Here is a 25,525-nt window from a genome sequence, read left to right on the forward strand (position 1 = left end):
GAGCGCTCTGAGAGGAATAGCGAATGGATTGGCTTGCAAAGTACTGGTGGATTCTGGTGTTAGTGTTTCTGGTAGGCGTATTGCTTAACGTGATTAAAGATCTTAAGCGCGTTGACCATAAAAAATTCCTCGCCAACAAGCCGGATCTTCCGCCTCATCGTGATTTTAACGACAAGTGGGATGACGACGACGACTGGCCGAAGAAAGACCAGAAGAAGTAATCCCCTCCCCCCCAGCCCCTCTCCCCAGAGGGGCGAGGGGTGCCATGTTCCCTCTCCCCTTAGGGGAGAGGGTTAGGGTGAGGGGAAATAATCACATAAATTCAACAATATCATCATCGTCCGGCTTACCGCCGCTGAGCGCTTCATCAAAGTAGTGCTTCGGTACGGTATAGCGCAGATGGTCGAGCGCAAACTGCATGCTGCGATCGTCAATCGCATGACCCAGATCGTCAACGATATCCAGCGTCACATCCCCGCCTTCCCGGATCAGGGCTTCCTGGGCAGCTACGGCATGCGAAAGCTCAATCACCCGGTCTTCGCCACCGTGGATCAAGTGGATCGTTGTCTGCGTGGTCGCGCTCGTCGGTAGCGTCGCGAAACGGCCGTTAAAGGCAATCACGCGCGAAGCCAGACCCGGCTCTGCTTTCACGCTCTCCAGCGACATAATTGACCCCTGTGAAAAGCCAATCAGCGCGGTCGCGTCGGCACCGACGCCGCTCTGCTGCTGCCAGTAACGCACGGTTTCGATAAAGACCGGCATAATGGCATCAATGCGCGCCTGACGGTTCTCTTCCGTCACGCCCTGAACGGAGAACCACTGCCGTCCGTCTGGGCCACACGGCTCCACGCCGCCGATGCTGACAATCAGCGCCTCAGGAAAAACAGGTGCAAACCAGCGACCAATCTCTCCCATATTGACGGCGTTATCGCCAACGCCATGAAACAGCAGCAGTAACTGTTTAGCCGGTTTGTCGGGGCTTTGAACAACAAAATGATCGTGTTTCATGGCGGTCTCCTTAATTGATGACCTGGATTCTACGCCTTGCGGGGGGAATGACCATGCCACTTTACTGAAGAAGTCATTGAAAAAATTGCCATTGCAATATGTCGCTTTTGAGCTGCTGACTGCGTGCTTTATCAAGACATTCAAGGGTCTGCGCCGTTTCAGCGCGTAATCTTGCCAGCACCGCTTTTCGCCCGGTGAGCGACAGTTCATCACTGAGCGCAGCGTCCTCTCTTCGTGCCTCAATTTTACCGCGCAGGGCCGGAAGCGGCAGATCGACGGCGAGCAGCAAACGCGTCAATGCGGCAACGGACGTAGCAAAGGGCCGGTGTGCAAAGGCAAAGCCTGCCAGCTCCAGCCAGTCGTCACTATTAAGGGTAGCTTCCCACTCATCTGCCACCGGGATCTTTTCGCCATTCCACAATGATAAGACGCGCGCATCGCGATGCAGGCGCAGCCGGGCCTGTTCACACAGACGATGCCCCGCCTCACTTTGCGGCAATAATGCCATTGCGGTATAGCAGCCGCTGCTGGCTTCGCGGTGGCTGCCTATCCGTACCAGCTCAAAGCCGCACTGCTGCCAGAAATGCCACAGCGCGTCGGTAAAGCCAAAGCTCACCGAGAGATAATCCTCCCCGCAGGCCTCGCGGATGAGCGCCCGGCCGATCCCTTCCCGTTGCCGGTGAGGGTGAACAGCGATGCGCGTGATCCGTCGACCTTTCAGCGTTGCTGCCAGAGGCGTGCCACCATGCGCGGCCAGAGACTGCGCGACAAGATTGCCGCGCGGTCGACGAAAACCCGCCCATACTGCGCGACTTAGCGCCGGGCTTAACCCGCCTTCGTCTACCAGCCACAGCGCGCCCGCAATGACCGGGTCCGTTTGCGCGACGGCAACGTGCTGACCGGGGGCGTCCATCATACGACGCAGATCCAACGGCGAGGTACGGTAATGGGCCGCACAAAGCAGCTCGTAGACACTCGCGGCGAATGCAGGCGTGTGCTCCCATGCGTCGGGGGCCAGAGAGGTCAGTTGCACCTCTCCTTTCGGCTGCTGGTCGATGAGCGTGTCGTCAAACAGCAGTGCGCTGGCGACCACCCGCTCAAGCGGACATCCCGCAGCCCAGCGAACGGGGGTGGATAAGGTATAACGCTGCAGGGCGCTGAACTGCGCGCAGAATTTAAGCAAAAACCCTCTTCCGGTTCCTTCATACCCTTGTACCGTCGTGGTTAACAGTACCCGTGGAAAGCGCGCAACCAGCTTCTCCAGCACAGGGCCGGGTATGGCCGCCGCCTCATCGACAATCAGCCAGTCGGCATGGTGTGAGGAGGCCAGCAGCGCATCCGGTGCCATAAAGTGAAAATGTTCACCCGCAAACCGTGCGATGACCTCCGTTGCTCCCTTTGCCGGTGCGGTGACAACTGCTCTGCCCTCAATGCTGTTCAGCAGCATGCCGGCAAGCGCCGATTTTCCCCGCCCGCGCGGGGCGGTAACGGCCGCAACGCCTTTCGGCATTGCACGAAGTGCCTGCAGGATCTCCGCCTGCTCGCGCTGGGGTGCACCGTTAGCGGGTTGCCAGTCAGGGGTATCAGGAAATGGAGGAAGGGTTAACGGCTGGTTTTGCTGCCAGACGATTGCATCGGGATCGCGGGTAATCGTCTGACAAAAGTGGCGAATGAAATTCGGCGTGGGAATGGGTTCCGCGCTGTCGCTCCAGCGCAGGGAATCACTGTCGGGCGTGTCTGCCCACACCGCAAGCGGGGGAGCCAACAGCACCAGCAGGCTCCCGGCACGCAGCGTTCCGCTCAGGGCGGCAAAGGCTGAGACATCAAACCCGACGCGGGCATCAAAAACAGCATGCCGGAACTCGCGCCCCAGCAGCCCGCTTATCTCCCGGGAAGGGTTTTCATCCAGCCACACCCAATCCCCGGAAAGCGTATCACGCAGCGCCCCGGCCTGCGCCAGGGACCACTGCGCATCACCGCTGAGCACCACCAGCCGACGCTGGCCGGTGCGCTCAAGCTGGCTAATCAGTTGGTCAAACGCCACCATTACATGGCTTTACCGAAGGTATTGCACTGCGCCGGGTCACCGCTGTCAAAACCGCGTTTAAACCAGGTGTAACGTTGTTCTGACGTCCCGTGAGTGAAGCTGTCCGGCACAACCCGGCCCTGGCTCTGCTGCTGGAGACGGTCGTCACCAATGGCCTCTGCGGCATTTAACGCCTCTTCCAGGTCGCCAGATTCCAGCACGCCCTGCTTCTGCATGCTGTTACCCCAGACGCCCGCGAAGCAGTCCGCCTGCAGCTCCATACGCACGGAAAGGCGATTGACCTCCGCCTGCGAGGCGTTTTGCTGAAGCTGGCGAACCTTAGGCTCAATGCCCAGCAATTTTTGCACGTGATGCCCCACTTCATGCGCAATCACGTAGCCCTGAGCAAAATCACCGTCGGCACCGAGTTTGCGTTTCATGTCATCATAAAAAGAGAGATCGATATAGACGGTGCTGTCTGCCGGACAGTAGAACGGCCCCATCACCGACTGTCCGGTGCCGCAGCCAGTGCGGGTCGCACCACGGTACATCACCAGCTTCGGCTGTTGGTAGCTGCGCCCCATTTTCTCAAACTGCTGGCTCCACGAGTCTTCAGTGGTCGCGAGAATAACGGAGGTAAATTTGGCCGCTTCATCTTCATTTGGGTTGATGGAGCGCTGAGATTGCTGCTGTTGCTGCAGCGGCTGACCGGTCATTAACCCGGTGAGATCGACCCCGTAGTAACCCGCAACCAGCACCACAATCAGCAGAATGATTCCGCCTTTTCCGCTGGGTAAACGGAAACCGGGGCCACCCATGGAAGGGCCGCCACCGCTATCACCACGTCTGTCTTCTACATTGTCACTTTCACGACGCCCTTGCCAGCGCATAACTACCTCGAACTATTCCATTAATAATAGCTATGATCGTAGGCGGTTAACGGCAAGATTACCATAGGAAACAAAGGTAAGACGCCAAAGGATATGAACATCCTTTGGCGATGAGGGAGTTAGTCGAGCTTAACGCCTAAACGGTGAGCCACTGCTTCGTACGCTTCAATCAGGCCACCCAGGCTCTGACGGAAACGGTCTTTATCCATTTTATCCAGCGTTTCTTTGTCCCACAGACGGCTGCCGTCCGGTGAGAACTCGTCGCCGAGTACCACTTCGCCTTTGAACAGACCGAACTCCAGCTTGAAGTCGACGAGGATCAGGCCAGCATCATCAAACAGTTTTTTCAGCACGTCGTTGGCTTTGTAGGTCAGCTCTTTCATGCGCGCCAGGTTCTCTTTGTTCACCCAGCCGAAGGTTTCACAGTAGGAGTCATTGACCATCGGATCGTGCATGGCGTCGTTTTTCAGGAACAGATCGAACAGCGGTGGATTCAGCTCGATGCCTTCCTCAATGCCCAGACGCTTCACCAGGGAGCCCGCGGCACGGTTACGAATGACGCACTCAACCGGAACCATATCCAGTTTTTTCACCAGACATTCCGTATCGGACAGCAACGCTTCCATCTGAGTCGGGATACCCGCTTCGGCCAGTTTGGTCATAATGAAGTGGTTGAACTTGTTGTTCACCATGCCTTTACGATCGAACTGCTCAATGCGTGCGCCATCCCCTGCTGACGTATCATTGCGGAACTCGAGCACCAACAGATCCGGGTTTTCCGTGCTGTATACGGTCTTCGCTTTGCCACGATACAACTCAGCTTGCTTCTGCATCTTGATTACTCCTGGTGTGATGATTTGTGTTCAAAACTGGGCATATTATGCCACGCACACGTTTGCGTAGCACGAAAATAAAAAGGGCTGGATTCACCAGCCCTCGTATTTATTTGCTGAATGCAGCCTGGAAGACCGCGACCAGCGCATCGTTCTGCGACTGGGTCAGCGTGTGACCTTTCGGATCGATAAACTGCAGGCTACTGCGGTTATCAAGGTCGCCTACCTGAATCTTGTAGTCGCCGGAAGCGAGTTGTGGATCGCGTGCGCCCAGCTCCTGCCATGCGCTGTCGGACAGCGGCTTATACGTTGCGGTTATGCTACCGGTTGAACGCGTGCTGTCGGTCACTTTCATGCCCACTTTCTCCAGCGTCGCTGGCAGGCGCTGCCAGGTCTGGTTGAATGGCGCACGAACAACCAGCATTGGCAGGCCGGTATCATCCGCGCCGCTCTGGACATCAAACGTCATGCCGTTGCGGTTCTGTGAGGCGTTAGCCGCGTCTGTGGCGTTCTTATCCAGACCCGCCGCAATCACGTTCAGCATTTCAGTGCTGTAACGCTGCATAGAGGCAGCATCCGCCACCGGTTTACCCGCCTGCTCCAGGTTCAACAGCTTAACGGTAACCGCCTGCTGATAGCCCTGCGGTTTAACGGAGACTTGATAACGACCACGGTACTGCTGGTCTTCATCCAGACGGTTCCACTCGATCCAGTCGGTGGTTAACGTCTGGCTGGCGTCATCACGCTTGTCAATCGTGTAGTTCTTCGACTGAATGACGCTCACCACCTGTGGCCACAGCGTGCTGCCACGTGCGCTTTCCACCATCAGAGACGCGGTATCACCGGTAAACTGGGTGCGCGCCCCGCTCACCAGCGCCAGTGGCTGTGCTGGCGGACGAATATCAAGCGCTTTGCCCACCGGGCCGCTGCCGTTGGTCACGGGGATATTATAATCGCCGTTCTGAATCGGCAGGATCATGCCAGCCGGTGCATGAAGTTCAGCAAGCGGGGTCGCATCCAGATAGGATTCATCACCGCTCACCTGGCGCTTGTAGCGCGAGTCTGAACTACAGGCAGCGAGCAGCATAACAAGCGAAACACTCGCAACCTTCGCCAGGCGCGACTTCTGTACTGAATAAGCCATCAAATCTCCCTAAACTTTACAGCAAACCGGCATGCTTCAGCGCTGCAGTGACGATTTCACGACCGTGGTCGGTAATCGGTGTCATTGGCAGACGCAGCGTATCGGTTGCTACAAGTCCCAACTCCTTACATGCCCATTTCACCGGGATCGGATTGGGTTCGACAAATAATTTATTGTGCAACGGCATCAGACGTTTATTAATGAGACGGGCTTCATCAAAGTGACCTGCCGCCGCCAGCTTGCACATTTCCGCCATATCGCGGGCCGCAACGTTCGACGTTACGGAGATCACGCCATGACCACCGAGCTGCATGAAGTCCAGCGCGGTCGCATCGTCACCGCTCAACAGGATAAAGTCGTCTGAAACCAGCTCTTTGATCTGATGAACGCGGCTTAAGTTCCCTGTCGCCTCTTTAATCCCGATAATATTTTTTACTTTCGAGAGACGACCAACGGTTTCCGGCAGCATATCGCAGCCAGTACGGGACGGCACATTATACAGAATTTGTGGCAAGTCAGTATGTTCAGCGATGGCTTTGAAATGCTGGAACAAACCTTCCTGAGTAGGACGGTTGTAGTAAGGGGTGACCGTCAGACAGCCAACAACGCCGCTGTCGTTAAAACGTTGGGTCAGGCTGATCGCTTCTGCGGTTGCATTCGCGCCCGTTCCCGCGATGACCGGAATACGTCCGTCAGCCAGTTCGAGGGTCAACATCACCACATCGCCGTGCTCTTCGTGGCTCAGCGTTGCAGATTCACCGGTAGTCCCTACCGAAACGATCGCCGAGGTTCCATTGGCGACATGGTAATCAATCAGCTTCTTCATGCTTGACCGGCAGACATTACCTTTTTCATCCATCGGTGTTACAAGCGCGACAATACTTCCCGTGAACATGAGCCATCCTCTGTGCGAACAAGAGCCTCAATGGTACGTTTGGAACTGTAATAAAAGCAAGCGACCTGAGGCCCTCAGGCGGTTGTATGCATGTTTTTTTTATGCTTTCCTTAGGAAGACTTAACCACGCAAAGGAAGAACAGGTTTGACAACCTCATCACAACATTACCTGGTTATCACTGCGCTGGGTGCTGACAGGCCGGGTATCGTGAACACCATTACCCGCCACGTGAGCAGCTGCGGCTGTAATATCGAGGACAGCCGTCTGGCGATGCTGGGCGAAGAGTTCACGTTTATTATGCTGCTGTCCGGGACATGGAACGCCATCACGCTTATCGAATCTACCCTGCCGCTGAAAGGCGCGGAGCTGGATTTGCTGATCGTGATGAAACGCACCAATGCGCGTCCGCGTCCGGCCATGCCTGCCACCGTCTGGGTACAGGTTGAAGTTCCTGATTCCCCTCATCTGATCGAGCGTTTTACCGCGCTGTTTGACAGCCATCAGATGAACATTGCCGAGCTGGTTTCCCGCACACAACCGGCTGATGAGAGTGCCGTTCCTACCCTCTTTATTCAAATCACCGCCCACAGTCCTGCATCACAGGATGCGTCAAATATCGAGCAAGCGTTCAAAGCCCTCTGTACAGAATTACACGCGCAAGGCAGTATAAGCGTCGTAAATTATTCGCAGCATGAACAGGATGGAGTTGAGTAATGAACCCACTGAAAGCCGGTGACATCGCACCGAAATTTAGCTTACCGGATCAGGATGGTGAGCAAGTAAATTTGACCGACTTCCAGGGACAGCGTGTTCTGGTCTATTTCTACCCGAAAGCCATGACCCCGGGCTGCACCGTGCAGGCCTGCGGCTTACGCGACAACATGGACGAGTTGAAAAAAGCCGGCGTGGAAGTGCTGGGCATCAGCACCGATAAGCCAGAAAAGCTGTCACGATTTGCTGAAAAAGAGCTGCTGAACTTCACGCTGCTTTCCGACGAAGATCATCAGGTCTGTGAGCAGTTCGGCGTCTGGGGCGAGAAGACGTTTATGGGCAAAACCTATGACGGCATTCACCGCATCAGCTTCCTGATTGACGCTGACGGTAAAGTGGAACATGTCTTTGACGACTTCAAAACCAGCAACCACCACGACGTGGTGCTGAACTGGCTGAAACAAAGTGCCTGAAAGTGAGTGTCGGTTGGCGGCTTCGCCTTACCCGACCTACAAGATAAATGCAAAACGGCAACCTGGTTGCCGTTTTTAGTGTTTTCCCCCTCTCCCCGTGGGAGAAGGGCATCAGGCCGCACAAAAACTACTTCTCCTCCACCGCTGGCACATCCGGCCATGCATGGACGACGGCTTTAATCAGCGTCGCCAGCGGAATGGCAAAGAACACGCCCCAGAATCCCCACAGCCCGCCGAAAATCACCACCGATAAGATAATCACCAGCGGATGGAGATTCACTGCTTCTGAGAACAGCACCGGCACCAGCAGGTTGCCATCCAGGGCCTGAATAATCAGGTACACCGCGAAGCAACTCCAGAACTCGGTGCCCAGGCCAAACTGGAACAGCGCGACCCCAACAACCGGAATGGTGACCACAAAAGCGCCAATATACGGAATAAGGACCGACAGCCCCACCAGCACCGCCAGCAGCAGCGAGTAGTTAAGCCCGAAGATCAGGAAGCCAATCCAGGTCGCGACCCCAACCACAATCATCTCCAGCACTTTGCCGCGAATGTAGTTGGTGATCTGCTGGTTCATCTCTTCCCACACCTGCCCGGCCAGCCCGCGATTACGCGGCAGAATACGCCGCACGGCGTTGAGCATCTGGTCTTTGTCCTTCACCAGGAAGAACACCATCAACGGTACCAGCACCAGGTAGACGGCGAGCGTAAGGAGCCCAACCAGCGACGCCAGGGAGTATTTCACCACCGAATCGCCCATGGTCATGATGCGGGCGCGCATGTTTTCGGCCATCGCATCGATGATCCCCGCGTCCATCAGCGCCGGATAACGACGCGGCAGCGTGGCGGCAAAATCAGAAAGCTTATTTAACATGCCGGGCATATCGCGGATCAGGTTGATCCCCTGCTGCCAGGCGACGGGCATGACCACAAACGCCATCAACAGCAGAATGCCAACAAACAGCACCAGCACGATGCTGGTCGCCCAGCGTCGGGAGCAGCCGATATTCTCCAGCCGCGCGGTTGGCCACTCCAGCAGATAGGCCAGCACAATCGCCACCAGCAGTGGCGCCAGAAGGCCGCTGAAGAAGAACAGAATACCGAACCCGGCAACCAGAATAACCAGCAAAGCAATGGCTTCCGGGTCGCTAAACCGGCGCCGGTACCACTGCATTAACATTTCGAGCATACAACCCTTCCCTGAATCGAATGACGGGAGTCAGAAAGTGAATTGTATCTAACTGTCACAAAAAAGACTTTCGCTTTTTGTATCGCTGTCACAATCCGCAAAAGCCTGATGAATGGGATTTTCTTCATGCCACAACACGGCTACACTCGCAGGGCAGTGGAGATGAACGATATGCGGGTTCATCGGTCAAATTAGCACATCCAAAATACAGGACAGTGGTTATGTTCAGGCAGTTGAAAAAAACAGTGGTTGCGACACTGATTGCCGCCGTAACGGTCGGTCAGGTGTTGCCAGCTTTTGCTGATTCGTCCGATTCATTGCCGGACATGGGCACCACAGCAGGAAGCACGCTCTCCATTGGTCAGGAGATGCAGATGGGTGATTACTATGTTCGCCAGCTGCGCGGCAGTGCTCCGCTGATCAATGACCCATTGCTGGTGCAGTACATTAATGGTCTGGGGATGCGCCTGGTCGCGCACGCCAACTCGGTAAAAACCCCCTTCCACTTCTATTTAATCAATAACGACGAAATCAACGCCTTCGCCTTCTTTGGCGGTAACGTGGTGCTGCATTCGGCGTTATTCCGTTATTCCGATAACGAAAGCCAGCTGGCGTCGGTCATGGCGCACGAAATTTCCCACGTGACCCAGCGCCATCTGGCCCGTGCGATGGAAGACCAGAAACGCAACGCGCCCCTGACCTGGGTGGGTGCGCTGGGCTCTATTTTGCTGGCGATGGCCAGCCCGCAGGCCGGGATGGCCGCATTAACCGGCACGCTGGCAGGCACGCGCCAGGGGATGATCAGTTTCACCCAGCAAAACGAACAGGAAGCGGACCGCATTGGCATCCAGGTGTTGCAGCGCTCGGGCTTTGACCCACAGGCCATGCCCAGCTTCCTGGAAAAACTGCTCGATCAGGCACGCTACTCGTCACGTCCACCCGAAATTCTGCTCACCCACCCATTACCGGAAAGCCGTCTGTCCGATGCGCGTAACCGTGCCAATCAGATGCGTCCGGTGGTGGTGCAATCCTCACAGGATTTCTACATGGCGAAAGTGAGAACGCTGGGCATGTACAATTCCGGGCGTAACCAGCTCACCAGCGACCTGCTGGATGCCCTGGCAAAAGGCAACGTGCGCGAGAAGAACGCGGCGCAATACGGCCGTGCCCTGCAGGCGATGGAAGCCAGTAAATACGACGAGGCGCGCAAAGCCCTGCAACCGCTGCTGGCCGCCGACCCGAATAACCCGTGGTATCTCGATCTGTCGACCGATATCGATCTGGGGCAGAAGAGACCTGCCGATGCGATTAACCGCCTGAAAGGCGCCAAAGAGGTGCGGACCAACCCGGTGCTGCAGCTTAACCTGGCAAACGCTTATCTGCAGGGCGGCCAGCCGGGTGAAGCGGCCACCATTCTGAACCGCTACACCTTCGACAATAAAGACGATCAAAACGGCTGGGATCTGCTCGCTCAGGCAGAAGCCCAGCTGGGCAACCGCGATCAGGAGCTGGCGGCTCGCGCCGAAGGGTTTGCCCTGGTAGGGCGTCTGGATCAGGCCATTTCGATGCTCAGCAGCGCCAGTTCGCAGGTCAAACTTGGCAGCCTGCAACAGGCCCGTTACGATGCGCGTATCGATCAGCTACGTGCGCTACAGCAGCGCTTCAAGCCGTACGAAAAGATGTAAAAAGGAAGGAAAGATGACAGACGCGGTAAAAATCTACCATAACCCTCGCTGCTCCAAGAGCCGCGACACCCTCAGCCTGCTGAAATCCAACGGCGTAGAGCCTGAGGTGGTGCTGTATCTGGAGACACCGCCTGACGCGCAGACGATCCGCCAGCTCCTGCATATGCTGGGCATGGGCAGTGCACGGGAGTTGATGCGCCAGAAAGAGGATCTGTATAAGTCACTTAACCTGGACGACACGCGTCTCACTGAAGCTGAGCTCGTGCAGGCGATGGTTGATAATCCGAAGCTGATTGAACGCCCGATTGTGGTGGCAAAAGGCAAGGCGCGCATTGGACGCCCACCGGAAGAGGTGCTCGACATTCTTTAAACCTCGCGCCGCAGCCCTTCCAGAAAGGCCTGCGGCGTACTTTCCCCCAGCTTTTTCTGCGCCTTACCCCGGTTGTAAAACTCGCACAAGGTCATCAATAACACACCCGGCGGTTCAACATTCACTCGCGGAATAATATCGCGTAAGGGCACCATCACCTGAAGTGCACTGCAGGTACGTTGATGTGCCTTCACCGTAATGTCGTTAACAGCCAGCGTCGCCTCAAAACCAAAAGTCTCAATAGATTGTATAGCAGCCGGACATGCCGCCAGCACCTCCTGCGTCCAGGTATTCAGTCGTTGAGTCGACAGCCCGGCGTAAAGCCGGGCATAGCACCAGCCGCTCACCGGCTCTCGCGCCCACAGCAGATGCTGCTCCCCGCCGTCGTCCATATGCAGCGACAACGGCACATGGTGCAGTTCCAGCGTATGGGGCGTAATACCCGCTTTAAGCGCCTTTTTCCCCTGCAAGGGTGCCCCTTTTTGCTTAGCTGCGGCCGGTTTGAGATAGCGGTTCAGGGTAGCGCGGGATACGGCGATTCCGAGTACGTCGTTGACCATCAACAGCAGTTCATCCAGCGGTGCCCTCAGGATGTCACGCAGGGCATTCACCAGCGCAATCTGCTCTTGTCTCATCGCTTTGTGTATCACTTTAGGCGCTGTATGGTTATCCGACACCTGGTCGCGATTGCGCCAGCGTCTGACGGTGGTGACCGAAATGCCCAGCTCGACGGCCAGCTCTCTGTCGCTCTTATCCGACTGTTGAAGATAACGACGGATGCGCGGCGTCGTGGTCGCATTGGCGTGCAGTTTGATTTCCATCGCAACAAACTCCAGAACTAATCTTATGAGATTTATAATACACCAGCGATTGCTTTGTGACCGATTTCACCTTTCGCTCGCCGCGCTTCACTGATAATCCCCAGAGATAACATAAACAACACCTCTCAATCTTGTACGGAGTTCACAATGAACAATGTTCTGGGATTTCTTGAAGCAAAACTGATGCCGCTGGCGGCCAAAACGGCCCAGCAGCGTCATCTTGGTGCCATTCGCGGTGCCTACGTTTCATTCATGCCGTTTATCATCGTCGGCTCTATCCTGCTGGTGATCTCCTCCTTCCCCAACCAAACCTATCAGCAGTTTATGTCTCAGGCGTTTGGGGAAAGCTGGAGCGCGATTATCGAAATCCCGTTCAACGCGGTGTTCTCGACCATGTCGCTGTTTATCAGCTTCCTGGTCGCCTATCGCCTGGCTGAACACTATGGCGAAGACCGTATCTCCTGCGGCATTCTGGCGCTGGTCGCCTTTCTGATCCTGACCCCTTTTATCAAAGTGGCGGAACAGGGTGGCATTACCGTCATGCCGGTAGAGTGGATTGGCAGTAAAGGGTTATTCGTGGCGATGATTGGCTCTCTGCTTTGGACGGAGCTGTTCTGCTGGCTGAAGCGCAAAAAACTGGTTATCAGAATGCCGGATGGCGTGCCGCCTGCGGTGCAGGAGTCGTTCGCGGCGCTGATCCCTGCCCTCTTGGTGATGATCCTGGTGCTGATGATCCGCATCGGCTTTGAAAACACCCATTACAACACCATCCACCAGTTTATTTACGAGGTGGTGGCAACCCCGGTTCGCCACTACGGTACTTCCTATTTTGGCGCGCTGATGACCGTATTCAGCATCACCATTCTGTGGTCAGTGGGCATTAACTCCGGTTCGATGATCAACGGCATTATTCGCCCGCTGTGGATGGAGAACCAGACCGATAACATCGCCGCCATTCAGGCCGGCGCCACCCCACCGCACATTATCACCGAACAGTTTTTTGACATGATCTGGATGGGCGGCGCAGGGGCCACGCTGTCGCTGGTGATTGCGATGCTGATTTTCGCCCGCAGTAAAAACATGCGCGAAGTGGCCCGCCTGGGCGCGGGGGCCTCGGTGTTTAACATCAACGAACCGATTCTGTTCGGCCTGCCGGTGATCATGAACCCGATCATGCTCATTCCGTTCAATCTGGTGCCGCTGGTGCTGGTCACCGTGCAGTACGTGGCAATGAAAATTGGTGCGGTCGCCGTCACCACCGGGGTGTTTATCCCCTGGACGCTGCCGCCTGTTATCAGCGGTTTTATCGTCACCGGGCATCTCAGCGGCAGCATCATGCAGCTTATCAACCTGCTGATTGGCGCCATGCTGTATCTGCCATTCATGCGTATCGTGGATAAACAGTACCGCGCCGCGGAGATTGCCACCGTGACGCAAACCGACACCACCCTTGCAAAACAGGAGTAAAGCATGTGGGGAATTATCGCCACCTGGCGAATGGCGCTTGAAGGCGTCACCGAGTCGGCCTCTGCGCTGGCAGCAGGAAAACCGGTGGCTGCCGCGGTCGTGGATGCCGTTGCCGCCGTCGAGGACTTCCCGTTCTATAAATCGGTCGGCTACGGCGGGCTACCAACCGAAAATGGCGAGGTGGAACTGGACGCCGCCTACATGGACGGCGACACGCTGGCGTTTGGCGCTGTGGGAAATCTGGTGGATATCGCCAACCCGGTACGCGTGGCGCAGGCGTTAAGCCGCCAGCGCTATAACAGCCTGCTGGTCGGCCAGGGCGCACGCGAGTGGGCATTGAGCCAGGGTTTTGCCGACAAAACGATGCTCACCGACCGGGCCATGCAGCACTACCGCAAGCGCTGCCGGGAGACGCTGGATAAAGGCTTAAGCCCCTACGATGGCCATGACACGGTCGGGATTATCGGTCTCGACAAACAGGGATCCATGAGCGTGGCGACCTCCACCAGCGGCCTGTTTATGAAAAAGCGCGGCCGACTTGGCGATTCGCCGATCATCGGCTCCGGCTTCTACTGCGACAGTGAAACCGGTGCCGCCACCGCCACGGGCGTGGGCGAAGATCTGATGAAAGGCTGCACCAGCTACGAAATTGTTCGCCGCATGGCGCAGGGGATGTCTCCGCAGCAGGCGGCAGATTCCGTGGTGTTCGAGCTGGAAGACAAGCTGATGTCGCGCTTTGGCCGCGCGGGGGATCTCTCCGTAGTATGCATGAATAACAAAGGTGAATTTGGCGCCGCCACCAACATTAAAACGTTCTCCTTTGTGGTGGCGACGGCACGCCAGCCGCTGACCGTGTTTCGCGCCGAACGCCTGCGGGAAAAAACGCACTATCAGGCGGTGGATGATGAATGGATGCAGGCCTATGCCGCACGGATCCGCGCACCGATTGAGGACTAATGATGATGACGTATCAGCTGATAACCGCCCTTTCTGACGTAAAACCACACGGCCACCTCATCGCCCGCAGCTCGTCTACGCTGTTGCCGGACACGCCACTGATTGCGGAAATGCGCGGGCAAGATGCCGTTGCCGACACCCGTTTTGGCTGTGCGCCTTTTGCGCGCATCACGCTGGTGCCGGATGCTCTCTGGCAGGATAGCCTTACCGAAGGATTGCTTACGGCACTCCGTCCGCTGCTGGCCACGCCCGTCAGCACCGACGTGGTCCTGGATGTCACCCACATTGACGACGTTGTGCTGCAACAGGTCCTGCGCTTTCTTTTTAATCAGTCGCACAGGCTTAGCGATCTGCAGTTGAAGAAAGCGGACGATGTCACTTTGCGCGTTGAGCACGTTACCGCCCTCTGCCTGCCAGAACAGCAGGCGCGGCTGGACGTTATCTTCCGCCAGCAGCTCGCCATTGGCCGTGGAATGGTCGCCGCACGCCGTCTGGCCGATATCCCCTCCGACCGCTGCACGCCGCAGTTTATGGTGCAGGAGGCGCAGACGCTGTGCGCGGCCTTCCCTGCCCTGCGCTGTGACGTGCTGGATGAAAAGCAGATCGTTGAGCAGGGTCTGGGGCTGCTTCACGCCGTTGGCAAAGGCGCCTCCTGCCCGCCACGACTGCTGGCTATTCACTATGACGGTATTTCTGACGGCCCGGTGCGCTGCTATGTAGGTAAAGGCATTACCTTCGATACCGGCGGCCTGTGGCTCAAGGACGGCGCGGGCATGTACACCATGAAATATGACATGTGCGGGGCAGCGAACGTGCTGGGGCTGATGCTGACCGTTGCAGAGCTGGCGCTCCCCGTGCGCCTCATGGGCGTGCTGGCGCTGGCAGAAAACGCCATCGGCCCGGACGCCATGCAGCCTGGCACGGTAGCCAGAGCCTGCAACGGCACCACGGTTGAAATCAACAATACCGATGCCGAAGGCCGACTGGTGCTGGCAGACGCTATCGCCTGGGCCAGCCAGCGCCATCCGCAGGCGCGCTACATTATCGATATGGCAACGCTGACAGGTGCGGTGGTCAAAGCGCTGGGATATGAGCTGAGCGGGTTGATGACCCAGGACGAGCCGCTGCGCCAGGCGCTGACGCAGGCAGGAAAACATAGCGGAGATGAAGTGTGGTCCTTGCCGCTGGATACGCGGCTGAAAAAGCAGACCGACAGCGCCATCGCCGATCTATGCAATACGCCGCCCAACAATGCGGCGATCAGTGCCTCGGCAGCGTGGCTGCTGCATCACTTCTGCCCGCCGACAATCCCGTGGGCGCATCTGGATATTAGCGGTACGGCGCTGTGGCGTGAGGGTGGCAGAAGCGTGGCCTCAGGGAGGCCGATTCCGCTGCTGGTGGAGCACCTGATGGGGGATCTCTAGCCGGGTGGCGGCTGCGCCTTACCCGGCCTATTCGATCCCGTAGGCCCGGTAAGCGCAGCGCCACCGGGCAAAAAACTCAAAGCTTCAGAATATCTTTCACAAACGGAATGGTGAGCTTGCGCTGGGCGGTAATGGAGGCGCGATCGAGCTGATCGAGCGTATCAAACAGCGTGCGCATCTCGCGATCCAGACGCTTGAGCAGGAAGCGCCCTACGTCTTCCGGCAGTTCAAATCCGCGCAGTCTGGCGCGCAGCTGAAGCGCCTGGAGTTTGTCTTCATCTGACAGCGGTTGCAGTTTGTAGATTTGCCCCCAGTCGAGTCGGGAGGCCAGATCCGGCAGCCCCAGATTCAGCTGGCGCGGCGGACGATCGCCGGTGATCAGCAGCCGGGTTTTGCCCGACTCCAGGATACGGTTATAGAGGTTAAAGATCGCCATTTCCCACGGCTCATCCCCTGCCACGCATTCGATATTATCGATGCAGACCAGGGAGAGATGTTCCATTCCCTCCAGCACGTCAGGCACAAACCAGGTACGTTTATCCAGCGGTACATAGCCTACCGCATCCCCCCGCGCTGAAAGCTCAGCACAGGCGGCATGCAACAGGTGACTGCGTCCCGCGCCTTCGCGTGACCAGATATAGATGTATCCGCTGTGATCCTGGCGCAGCACATTCTGCAGTGCAGCCAGTAAAGAGGGGTTATCACCCGGCCAGAAACTCGCGAAAGTTTCGTCGTCAGGGAGATAGAGTGGCAGAGAGAGCTGTGCCGGTCCGTTCAGAAGTACCTCAACCAGATCTTACATAAAATCGGAACGGAGTTTAGCACGGAACCTGCCAGGAGAGAACCGGGCGGATCGTCCACCCGGTTTTACGATCAGTGTGACGCTTTTTCGCTTTCGTCAGCGTCCAGCACCACCTCTTCAGGGCGGATCACGGAAATCAGCTTGAAAATCAGGCTCAGGCCCACACCAACGATGGTCGCCAGCGCCATGCCTTTCAGCTCGGCCGCGCCGATGTGTACCTTCGCGCCGCTCACGCCGATGATCAGGATAACGGAAGTCAGGATCAGGTTCTGCGCTTTGCTGTAGTCCACTTTGGACTCAATCAGCACGCGAATACCGGATGCGCCAATTACGCCGTACAGCAGCAAAGACACGCCGCCCATCACCGGAACCGGGATGATCTGGATCGCTGCCGCCAGTTTACCCACGCAGGAGAGCAGGATTGCGATGATTGCCGCGCCGCCGATAACCCAGGTACTGTAAACGCGGGTGATCGCCATGACGCCGATGTTCTCACCGTAGGTGGTGTTTGGCGTGGAGCCAAAGAAACCGGAGATGATCGTCGAGAAGCCGTTTGCAAACATCGAACGGTGCAGACCCGGGTCGCGGATCAGGTCACGTTTAACGATGTTCGCCGTCACCACAAGGTGGCCAACGTGTTCAGCAATAACCACCAGCGCGGCAGGCAGAATAGTGAAGATAGCAAACCATTCAAAGCGTGGCGTATAGAAGGTTGGCAGGGCAAACCAGTGCGCCTGAGCGATTGGCGTGGTATCGACAACGCCCATCACGAAGGAGAGTGCATAACCCGCCAGCACGCCGATCAGGATCGGGATAATCGCCATAAAACCGCGGAACAGCACGGAGCCAAATACCGTCACGCCCAGCGTCACCAGTGAGATGATGATGGTTTTAGAGTCCGGCGACTGCCCATCAGCAGGCAGCAGACCAGCCATATTCGCCGCCACGCCTGCCAGCTCCAGACCGATGACGGCAACGATGGCCCCCATCGCCGCCGGTGGGAACATCACATCCAGCCAGCCGGTACCGGCCTTCTTCACAATGAATGAGACCATGCAGAACAGCACGCCGCACATGATAAAGCCGCCCAGCGCCACTTCATACCCCAGGGGCAACAGCAGCAACACCGGCGAGATAAAAGCAAAGCTCGACCCCAGATACGCCGGGATTTTACCTTTACAGATAAAGAGGTACAGCAGCGTCCCGATACCATTGAACAACAGCACGGTAGCCGGGTTAATGTGAAACAGGATTGGCACCAGCACGGTTGCGCCAAACATAGCGAACAGGTGCTGCAAACTAAGCGGGATAGTCTGTAAAAGCGGCGGTCTTTCACTCACCCCGATAGCACGGCGCGTCATAGTGTTTTCCTCTGAGATGGTTAGTTATGTGTGTTTTATTCAAAAAAAAGCCGACTTTCAAAGTCGGCTTATTTATCGTTATTCGATTATTTCGTACCAAAGATCTTATCGCCGGCATCGCCCAGCCCCGGGATGATGTACCCGTGCTCGTTGAGCCCCTGGTCGACAGACGCGGTGTACAGCTCCACATCCGGGTGTGCTTTTTCCAGCGCCGCGATCCCTTCCGGTGCCGCAACCAGCACCAGCACTTTGATGCTGCTGCAGCCTGCTTTTTTCAGCAGGTCGATGGTGGCAATCATTGAGCCGCCGGTCGCCAGCATCGGGTCAACCACCAGCGCCATACGCTCGTCGATGTTAGACACCAGCTTCTGGAAGTACGGAACCGGCTCCAGGGTTTCTTCATTACGGTAGATCCCCACCACGCTGATACGCGCGCTCGGTACGTGCTCCAGCACGCCTTCCATCATGCCAAGACCAGCACGCAGGATTGGCACCACGGTAATTTTCTTACCTTTGATCTGCTCAACCTGCACCGGGCCGTTCCAGCCTTCGATGGTCACTTTTTCCGTTTCGAGGTCAGAGGTCGCTTCGTAGGTCAGCAGGCTGCCGACTTCAGATGCCAGTTCGCGAAAACGCTTCGTGCTGATGTCATGCTCACGCATCAGGCCCAACTTGTGTTTAACGAGTGGGTGTTTCACTTCCACAATCTTCATTCTCTTTCTCCTCTGAGGTGGCGTCCGCAAAAAAATCGCGGGATTATACCGCTTTTTTCGGATTAGGCCATACCCATCTTGCTTGACGTATATCAAGCAAAGTGATTTAGAGACAAAAAAACCGGAGGCGAGACTCCGGCTTGGGTACGGGGTTCTGCCCGGTGGCGCTGCGCTTACGCGGGCCTACGTGTAGTGTAGGTCGGGTAAGCGTAAGCGCCACCCGACAATTACAGGTTGTCGCCGTTGCTCGCAATCACCTGCTTATACCAGTCAAACGACTTTTTCTTGCTGCGGTTCAGCGTGCCGTTCCCTTCGTTGTCTTTATCAACAAAGATAAACCCGTAGCGTTTCTTCATCTCACCGGTGCCGGCAGAAACGAGATCGATACAGCCCCACGGGGTGTAGCCCATCAGATCCACGCCATCTTCCACTACCGCTTTTTTCATCTCGCGGATGTGCGCCGAGAGATAATCAATGCGGTACTGGTCGTTCACCGTGCCGTCGCTCTCCTGCACGTCAATCGCGCCGAAGCCGTTCTCAACGATGAACAGCGGCAGCTGGTAGTGATCCCAGAACCAGTTCAGGGAGTAGCGCAGGCCAACCGGGTCAATCTGCCAACCCCAGTCAGATTTCTGCACGTACGGGTTGGAGACCAGGCTCTTGCTTTCATCGTAATCCAGTTCCGGGTTATCCGCCGTCGCTTTGGTGGCGAAGGACATGTAATAGCTAAAGCCGATGTAATCCACGCAGCCCTGCGTCAGCGCCGCTTTGTCTTCTTCGGTAATGTCCAGCGTGAAACCACGACGCGCAAAGTAGTTAAGCAAATGCTGCGGATACTTGCCGCGCACGTGAACGTCGGTGAACCAGTAGCGACGATGCATCGCGTTCATCGCCATCATGATGTCGTCAGGCGCACAGGTCAGCGGATAAATGGGGCACATGGCAATCATGCAGCCGATCTGCAGGGAAGGATTAATCTCGCGCCCGGCTTTTACCGCCAGCGCGCTGGCCACCAGCTCATAGTGCGCGGCCTGGAACATCACCGGCTCACGGTCTTCACCCGGCGCATACTTCAGCCCGGAGTTGGTAAACGGCGCAAAATCTTCGTGGAAGTTAGCCTGGTTGTTGATCTCGTTAAAGGTCATCCAGTACTTCACCTTATGCTGATAGCGCTGGAAAACCGCTTTTGCGAAGCGGACAAAGAAGTCGATCAGCTTACGGTTGCGCCAGCCGCCGTACTCGGTGACCAGATGATACGGCATCTCAAAATGCGACAGGGTGATAACCGGTTCGATGCCGTATTTGAGGCATTCATCGAAAAGGTCATCGTAGAATTGAAGGCCCGCTTCGTTCGGCTCCAGCTCATCCCCTTTCGGGAAAATACGCGTCCAGGCAATGGAGGTACGGAAGCATTTGAACCCCATCTCCGCAAAGAGTTTGATGTCTTCTTTATAGCGATGGTAAAAATCGATGGCTTCGTGGTTCGGGTAGTTTTTTCCTGGCAGCACGCCGTCGGTGATTTCACGCGGCACGCCGTGGGCGCCAGCGGTCATAACATCGGCGACGCTTACGCCTTTACCGCCCTCTTTCCAGCCACCTTCCAGCTGGTGCGCGGCCACCGCGCCGCCCCACAGAAAACCTTCTTTAAATCCTGACATACTCTTTCCCTCATTCGATGTTGCTGATTGCTGACGGATACTGCTGTCTGAAGTGGTAAACCGCGCCGACAAGACCGGCCCGGTTGCCGTGGCTGACGACATCGGCGATATCCGCGATGCCAAACCACGCAAGATGGGTGCGAAGCAGATCCATAAACCCGGGCCGCTCCGCGATACCGCCGCCAATGAAGATGGTCTGCGGGTCGAACACATTCGCCAGGTTGTAGAGCCCTGTCGCAATGCCGTTAAGAAAATCATCCACCAGGCGGCGGCATACGGTGTCGCCTGCGTCATAGCCATCAAAAATGGCCTCGCCGGTGACGCTCTCAAGCGTCAGACCGTGAAAGTCGGCATAGCGCTTGCGAAGCGTGCGTAACGTACAGTTTTCATTCATGGAGTGGCGGGCAACGCGTCTTGAGTCTGCCCTTTCCGTGAGCATGTAGCCGAACTCTCCGGCGCGAAAACGCGCCCCGTGAACCAGCCTGCCGTTGCAGAAAATCGCCCCGCCGATCCCGGTGCCGATGGTCAGTACCAGAAAGTTATCGATATCCTTCGCCTTGCCCTGCCAGCGCTCCGCCAGCAGCACGCAGTTAGCGTCATTCTCGACGGTAACCGGTAAACCCGTTTTCGCCTCAAGCCAGCCTTTCATTGCGAACTGGTCGAAGCGGCGAATGGCCCCGCCCATCTCAATAAAGCCGGTATGCGGATTAACATACCCCGGCGCGCTGATGGCGATCCCCTTAAGCCCGGGATGGGCCGTTACCCAGTTCAGCATCTGCGCAAGAATGGCGTCACCGTCGCTGTTCCTGATGGCGGCCTTATCCGTTTGCAGTAGCTCTCCCTGCGCTGTCGCGATGCCCATTTTTAACGCGGTGCCACCGATATCAAATGCGGCGATGTTCATGGCCTTCATTCCTCCTAAATGAAACTGAAACCGGTTTCATTTCATGATGTTCATTCCCTAAACCGCATGCAAGCAGATCGCCGAAACCGGTTTCATTTTCGTGAACGGAGTCAAGTTTGCGCGCCGCCGGGGGCGGAGCAGAAAAAAAGATCCTCGCGCCGAGAATAGGCTCGCAAACGTTTGCCTGGACTGTTAGAATTGCGCCGATTTTTCTTACTAGCTATGCAATCGCGTGGGGACTTGAGCCGTGACCAACAAAACTTCTCTCAGCTACAAAGATGCCGGTGTTGATATTGACGCAGGTAATGCGCTGGTTGACCGAATCAAAGGTGTGGTGAAAAAAACCCGCCGCCCGGAAGTGATGGGTGGTCTGGGTGGCTTCGGCGCACTGTGCGCGCTGCCGCAAAAATATCGTGAACCTGTTCTGGTCTCGGGTACTGACGGTGTAGGCACAAAACTGCGCCTGGCGATGGATTTAAAACGTCACGACACGATCGGTATCGATCTGGTCGCGATGTGTGTAAACGACCTGGTGGTACAAGGCGCTGAGCCGCTGTTCTTCCTCGACTACTACGCGACAGGCAAACTGGATGTGGATACCGCAGCCAGCGTGATCAACGGTATTGCCGAAGGCTGTCTGCAGTCTGGCTGCGCGCTGGTTGGCGGTGAAACCGCAGAAATGCCTGGCATGTATCACGGCGAAGATTATGACGTCGCAGGCTTCTGCGTGGGTGTGGTAGAAAAATCAGAAATTATCGACGGCAGTAAAGTGGCTGATGGTGATGTGCTGATTGCGCTGGCCTCCAGCGGCCCGCACTCTAACGGCTACTCGCTGGTGCGTAAAATCCTCGAAGTAAGCGGTTGCGACCCACAAACCACCGAACTTGAAGGTAAACCTCTGGCTGACCATCTGCTGGCACCGACCCGCATCTACGTGAAAAACGTGCTGGAGCTGATTGAGAACGTGGACGTTCACGCCATTGCCCACCTGACCGGTGGCGGCTTCTGGGAAAACATTCCGCGCGTACTGCCGGACAACACCCAGGCGGTAATCGACGAATCGTCCTGGCAGTGGCCAGCGGTCTTTAACTGGCTGCAAACCGCGGGCAACGTGAGTTCTCACGAAATGTACCGCACCTTTAACTGTGGCGTAGGTATGGTGATCGCCCTGCCAGCGAGCGAAGCGGATAAAGCCGTTAAGCTGCTGACGGACAAAGGTGAAAACGCGTGGAAAATCGGTATTATCAAAGCTTCCGATTCCGAACAGCGTGTGGTCATTGAATGAAAAACATCGTGGTGCTCATTTCCGGCAACGGAAGCAATTTGCAGGCCATCATTGACGCCTGCAAACAGAAGAAAATCAATGGCACCATTCGGGCAGTATTCAGCAACAAGGCCGACGCGTTCGGCCTTGAGCGCGCCCGGGAAGCAAACATTCCCGCGCACGCGCTGGAGGCCAGTCAGTTCGCCGGCCGTGAAGCGTTTGACCGCGAACTGGTTCAGGAGATTGATGCCTACGCGCCGGACGTTGTGGTGCTGGCGGGGTATATGCGTATCCTGAGCCCGGCATTTGTCGGGCACTACGCCGGGCGTCTGCTGAATATCCACCCTTCGCTTCTGCCGAAATATCCCGGCCTGCACACCCATCGTCAGGTGCTGGAAAACGGCGATGAAGAGCACGGGACCTCGGTGCATTTCGTGACCGATGAGCTGGACGGCGGACCGGTGATCCTGCAGGCGAAAGTCCCGGTCTTTGACGGCGACACCGAAGACGACATCACCGAACGGGTGCAGAGCCAGGAACATGCCATTTATCCACTGGTGGTCAGCTGGTTTGTCGACGGGCGTCTGGCGATGCGCGACGGTGCTGCCTGGCTGGATGGCGTGAAACTGCCCCCGCAGGGTTACGCGGCCGAAGAGTAGTCTGTTCTGTCGGGTGGCGCAGCAGCGCGTACCCGACCAACAAAGCGCATTACCCGATATTCCCTTCTCCAACCTTCTAAAATCTCCAACAAAAAAATAACTGTCATACTTTTCTGGCACTGTTGGACATATCGTGGAAATGCTCGCCATAATAAGGACGAGACGGATTTACCACGTCCTGTGATTGAACTGGAGTGTGAGCTGTAATGGGTCAGGAAAAGTTATATATCGAGAAAGAGCTAAGCTGGTTAGCATTCAACGAACGCGTACTCCAGGAAGCGGCGGACAAAAGCAACCCGCTTATTGAGCGCATGCGTTTTTTGGGCATTTATTCCAACAACCTTGATGAGTTCTACAAGGTTCGCTTTGCCGAGCTGAAACGGCGGATCATCATCAGCGAAGAGCAGGGTTTAAACTCTCACTCTCGCCATCTGTTAGGCAAAATTCAGTCCCGCGTGTTGAAAGCCGATCAGGAATTTGACGGCCTCTATAACGAGTTGCTGCTGGAGATGGCACGCAATCAAATCTTCCTGATTAACGAACGTCAGCTCTCCGTTAACCAACAAAACTGGCTGCGCCACTACTTTAAACAGTATCTGCGCCAGCACATCACCCCTATTCTGATCAACCGCGAAACCGATCTGGTGCAGTTCCTGAAAGATGACTACACCTACCTGGCGGTGGAAATTATTCGCGGTGAATCCATCCGTTACGCGCTGCTGGAGATCCCGTCCGACAAGGTGCCACGTTTTGTGAACCTGCCGCCGGAAACCCCGCGCAGACGCAAACCGATGATCCTGCTGGATAACATCCTGCGCTACTGTCTGGACGATATCTTCAAAGGCTTCTTCGATTACGACGCGTTAAACGCCTACTCGATGAAGATGACCCGTGACGCCGAATATGACCTGGTGCACGAGATGGAAGCCAGCCTGATGGAACTGATGTCCTCCAGCCTCAAGCAGCGTCTGACGGCCGAACCGGTGCGCTTTGTCTATCAGCGTGATATGCCAGACGCGATGGTGGAAATGCTGCGCGACAAGCTGACTATCTCGCGCTATGACTCCATTGTGCCGGGCGGTCGTTACCATAACTTTAAAGACTTTATTGGCTTCCCGAACGTCGGCAAAGCCAATCTGGTGAATAAACCACTGCCGCGTCTGCGTCATCTTTGGTTCGATAAGTTCCGTAACGGTTTCGACGCCATCCGCGAACGCGACGTCCTGCTCTACTATCCGTATCACACGTTTGAACACGTGCTGGAGCTGCTGCGTCAGGCCTCCTTTGACCCGAGCGTGCTGGCAATCAAAATCAATATTTACCGCGTGGCGAAAGACTCCCGCATCATCGACGCGATGATCCACGCCGCGCACAACGGCAAAAAAGTAACCGTGGTGGTTGAGCTGCAGGCACGTTTCGACGAAGAGGCCAATATCCACTGGGCGCGCCGTCTGACGGAAGCGGGTGTCCACGTTATCTTCTCCGCCCCGGGGCTGAAAATTCACGCCAAGCTGTTCCTTATTTCCCGTAAAGAGGGTGACGACGTGGTGCGCTATGCCCACATCGGTACCGGGAACTTTAACGAGAAAACCGCACGAATTTATACCGACTACTCGCTGCTGACCGCCGACGCGCGCATCACCAACGAGGTGCGCCGGGTGTTCAACTTTATTGAGAACCCGTACCGCCCGGTGAGCTTCGATTATCTGCTGGTGTCACCGCAGAACTCGCGCCGCCTGCTGTACGATATGATCGACAAAGAAATTGCCAACGCCCAGAAAGGCTTGTCGTCCGGCATCACGCTGAAGCTCAACAATCTGGTCGACAAAGGTCTCGTGGACAGACTCTATGCGGCGTCCAGCTCCGGCGTTCCGGTTAACCTGCTGATCCGCGGCATGTGCTCCCTCATCCCGGAACTGGAAGGCATCAGCGATAATATTCGCGTCATCAGCATTGTCGACCGCTACCTGGAGCACGATCGGGTCTATATTTTCGATAATGCGGGAGATAAACAGGTCTATCTCTCTTCGGCAGACTGGATGACGCGCAATATTGATTATCGAATTGAAGTCGCAGCGCCGCTGCTGGATCCGCGCCTGAAACAGCGTATTCTCGACATTATCGAGATTCTGTTTAGCGACACGGTGAAAGCGCGCTATATCGACAAAGAACTCAGTAACCGCTATGTACCGCGCGGCAACCGCCGCAAAGTGCGGTCGCAACTGGCGATTTATGACTATATCAAATCACTCGAGCAACCCGATTAA

General features: G+C 56.3%; 24 protein-coding genes. 11 read left to right on the forward strand and 13 right to left on the reverse strand.

The genetic code is table 11. From position 1 onward, the window contains the following. Window positions 1-23 precede the first annotated feature (23 nt). Window positions 24-221: a YpfN family protein gene (locus tag ACQG2G_RS15680; RefSeq protein WP_013098222.1), complete on the forward strand. Its 198-nt coding sequence runs from the start codon at window positions 24-26 to the stop codon at window positions 219-221. A 91-nt stretch (window positions 222-312) separates the two neighbouring features. Here the strand turns inward: ACQG2G_RS15680 and ypfH are convergent, their stop codons facing one another. From ypfH to dapA, 6 genes are all read right to left on the reverse strand, one after another. Continuing rightward, a complete protein-coding gene (ypfH, locus tag ACQG2G_RS15685) occupies window positions 313-1,008 on the reverse strand; it encodes an esterase (protein ID WP_013098223.1) in 696 nt (231 codons plus the stop codon). Window positions 1,009-1,081: 73 nt separating this feature from the next. Beyond that, window positions 1,082-3,055 carry a tRNA(Met) cytidine acetyltransferase TmcA gene (locus tag ACQG2G_RS15690; RefSeq protein ID WP_061772736.1) on the reverse strand — a complete coding sequence of 658 codons (1,974 nt, stop codon included), beginning with the start codon at window positions 3,053-3,055 and terminating at the stop codon, window positions 1,082-1,084. Further along, window positions 3,055-3,924 (reverse strand): KPN_02809 family neutral zinc metallopeptidase, encoded by an 870-nt coding sequence (gene ypfJ / locus ACQG2G_RS15695; protein WP_061772735.1) that lies wholly within the window; start codon window positions 3,922-3,924, stop codon window positions 3,055-3,057. Before ypfJ ends, ACQG2G_RS15690 begins: the two co-directional genes overlap by 1 nt. A gap of 119 nt (window positions 3,925-4,043) precedes the next feature. Beyond that, window positions 4,044-4,757 carry a phosphoribosylaminoimidazolesuccinocarboxamide synthase gene (gene purC, locus ACQG2G_RS15700; protein ID WP_008501631.1) on the reverse strand — a complete coding sequence of 238 codons (714 nt, stop codon included), beginning with the start codon at window positions 4,755-4,757 and terminating at the stop codon, window positions 4,044-4,046. 109 nt (window positions 4,758-4,866) lie between these two features. After that, window positions 4,867-5,901, reverse strand: a complete 1,035-nt coding sequence (bamC, locus tag ACQG2G_RS15705; protein WP_013098226.1) for an outer membrane protein assembly factor BamC — start codon at window positions 5,899-5,901, stop codon at window positions 4,867-4,869. 16 nt (window positions 5,902-5,917) lie between these two features. Beyond that, on the reverse strand, window positions 5,918-6,796 hold the full coding sequence (gene dapA, locus ACQG2G_RS15710) for a 4-hydroxy-tetrahydrodipicolinate synthase (RefSeq protein WP_013098227.1): 879 nt from the start codon (window positions 6,794-6,796) through the stop codon (window positions 5,918-5,920). Window positions 6,797-6,941: 145 nt separating this feature from the next. Between dapA and ACQG2G_RS15715 the strand changes: the two genes are divergently transcribed. Together ACQG2G_RS15715 and bcp are read left to right on the forward strand one after the other, a co-directional pair. Beyond that, on the forward strand, window positions 6,942-7,511 hold the full coding sequence (locus ACQG2G_RS15715) for a glycine cleavage system transcriptional repressor (protein ID WP_013098228.1): 570 nt from the start codon (window positions 6,942-6,944) through the stop codon (window positions 7,509-7,511). Beyond that, on the forward strand, window positions 7,511-7,981 hold the full coding sequence (gene bcp, locus ACQG2G_RS15720; RefSeq protein WP_013098229.1) for a thioredoxin-dependent thiol peroxidase: 471 nt from the start codon (window positions 7,511-7,513) through the stop codon (window positions 7,979-7,981). Before ACQG2G_RS15715 ends, bcp begins: the two co-directional genes overlap by 1 nt. Window positions 7,982-8,108: 127 nt before the next feature. On the opposite strand, the gene ACQG2G_RS15725 is transcribed toward bcp, so the two are convergent. After that, window positions 8,109-9,173: an AI-2E family transporter gene (locus tag ACQG2G_RS15725; protein ID WP_013098230.1), complete on the reverse strand. Its 1,065-nt coding sequence runs from the start codon at window positions 9,171-9,173 to the stop codon at window positions 8,109-8,111. A 221-nt stretch (window positions 9,174-9,394) separates the two neighbouring features. Here ACQG2G_RS15725 and bepA point away from each other — a divergent pair, with 221 nt between their 5' ends. Together bepA and arsC are read left to right on the forward strand one after the other, a co-directional pair. Next, complete coding sequence (gene bepA / locus ACQG2G_RS15730) at window positions 9,395-10,858, forward strand: beta-barrel assembly-enhancing protease (protein ID WP_061772734.1); 1,464 nt, start codon at window positions 9,395-9,397, stop codon at window positions 10,856-10,858. Window positions 10,859-10,871: 13 nt separating this feature from the next. Beyond that, window positions 10,872-11,228, forward strand: a complete 357-nt coding sequence (arsC, locus tag ACQG2G_RS15735; protein ID WP_061772733.1) for an arsenate reductase (glutaredoxin) — start codon at window positions 10,872-10,874, stop codon at window positions 11,226-11,228. On the opposite strand, the gene ACQG2G_RS15740 is transcribed toward arsC, so the two are convergent. Continuing rightward, on the reverse strand, window positions 11,225-12,049 hold the full coding sequence (locus ACQG2G_RS15740) for a hypothetical protein (protein ID WP_061772732.1): 825 nt from the start codon (window positions 12,047-12,049) through the stop codon (window positions 11,225-11,227). The two genes, arsC and ACQG2G_RS15740, sit on opposite strands and share 4 nt — an antisense overlap. A gap of 147 nt (window positions 12,050-12,196) precedes the next feature. On the opposite strand from ACQG2G_RS15740, the gene celB reads away from it, so the two are divergent. From celB to ACQG2G_RS15755, 3 genes are read left to right on the forward strand one after another with little or no spacing between them, the layout of a single operon-like run. Next, the gene (gene celB, locus ACQG2G_RS15745; protein WP_023620393.1) at window positions 12,197-13,516 is read left to right on the forward strand and encodes a PTS cellobiose transporter subunit IIC; all 1,320 of its coding nucleotides are present in this window, start codon (window positions 12,197-12,199) and stop codon (window positions 13,514-13,516) included. 3 nt (window positions 13,517-13,519) lie between these two features. Next, the gene (locus ACQG2G_RS15750; RefSeq protein WP_061772731.1) at window positions 13,520-14,473 is read left to right on the forward strand and encodes a N(4)-(beta-N-acetylglucosaminyl)-L-asparaginase; all 954 of its coding nucleotides are present in this window, start codon (window positions 13,520-13,522) and stop codon (window positions 14,471-14,473) included. 2 nt (window positions 14,474-14,475) lie between these two features. Next, window positions 14,476-15,897 (forward strand): leucyl aminopeptidase family protein, encoded by a 1,422-nt coding sequence (locus ACQG2G_RS15755; protein ID WP_061772730.1) that lies wholly within the window; start codon window positions 14,476-14,478, stop codon window positions 15,895-15,897. A 76-nt stretch (window positions 15,898-15,973) separates the two neighbouring features. On the opposite strand, the gene ACQG2G_RS15760 is transcribed toward ACQG2G_RS15755, so the two are convergent. The 5 genes from ACQG2G_RS15760 to bglK form a co-directional block, all read right to left on the reverse strand. Continuing rightward, entirely contained in the window at window positions 15,974-16,675 is a 702-nt protein-coding gene (locus ACQG2G_RS15760) for a DnaA inactivator Hda (protein WP_211944493.1), read from the reverse strand. 95 nt (window positions 16,676-16,770) lie between these two features. Then, the gene (gene uraA / locus ACQG2G_RS15765) at window positions 16,771-18,060 is read right to left on the reverse strand and encodes a uracil permease (protein ID WP_061772729.1); all 1,290 of its coding nucleotides are present in this window, start codon (window positions 18,058-18,060) and stop codon (window positions 16,771-16,773) included. An 86-nt stretch (window positions 18,061-18,146) separates the two neighbouring features. Continuing rightward, window positions 18,147-18,773 carry a uracil phosphoribosyltransferase gene (gene upp / locus ACQG2G_RS15770; RefSeq protein ID WP_003860560.1) on the reverse strand — a complete coding sequence of 209 codons (627 nt, stop codon included), beginning with the start codon at window positions 18,771-18,773 and terminating at the stop codon, window positions 18,147-18,149. A gap of 227 nt (window positions 18,774-19,000) precedes the next feature. Beyond that, window positions 19,001-20,431 (reverse strand): 6-phospho-beta-glucosidase, encoded by a 1,431-nt coding sequence (locus ACQG2G_RS15775; RefSeq protein ID WP_013098239.1) that lies wholly within the window; start codon window positions 20,429-20,431, stop codon window positions 19,001-19,003. 10 nt (window positions 20,432-20,441) lie between these two features. Continuing rightward, window positions 20,442-21,335: a beta-glucoside kinase BglK gene (gene bglK, locus ACQG2G_RS15780; protein WP_013098240.1), complete on the reverse strand. Its 894-nt coding sequence runs from the start codon at window positions 21,333-21,335 to the stop codon at window positions 20,442-20,444. Between the two features lie 247 nt (window positions 21,336-21,582). Between bglK and purM the strand changes: the two genes are divergently transcribed. The 3 genes from purM to ppk1 all read left to right on the forward strand — a co-directional run bounded on the left by purM (window position 21,583) and on the right by ppk1 (window position 25,525). Next, complete coding sequence (gene purM / locus ACQG2G_RS15785; RefSeq protein ID WP_013098241.1) at window positions 21,583-22,620, forward strand: phosphoribosylformylglycinamidine cyclo-ligase; 1,038 nt, start codon at window positions 21,583-21,585, stop codon at window positions 22,618-22,620. Further along, complete coding sequence (purN, locus tag ACQG2G_RS15790; RefSeq protein WP_020689985.1) at window positions 22,617-23,258, forward strand: phosphoribosylglycinamide formyltransferase; 642 nt, start codon at window positions 22,617-22,619, stop codon at window positions 23,256-23,258. Before purM ends, purN begins: the two co-directional genes overlap by 4 nt. A gap of 206 nt (window positions 23,259-23,464) precedes the next feature. After that, window positions 23,465-25,525 (forward strand): polyphosphate kinase 1, encoded by a 2,061-nt coding sequence (ppk1, locus tag ACQG2G_RS15795; RefSeq protein ID WP_013098243.1) that lies wholly within the window; start codon window positions 23,465-23,467, stop codon window positions 25,523-25,525.

The organism is Enterobacter cloacae complex sp. 382A5 (genome assembly GCF_050031095.1).
GTDB lineage: Bacteria > Pseudomonadota > Gammaproteobacteria > Enterobacterales > Enterobacteriaceae > Enterobacter > Enterobacter cloacae.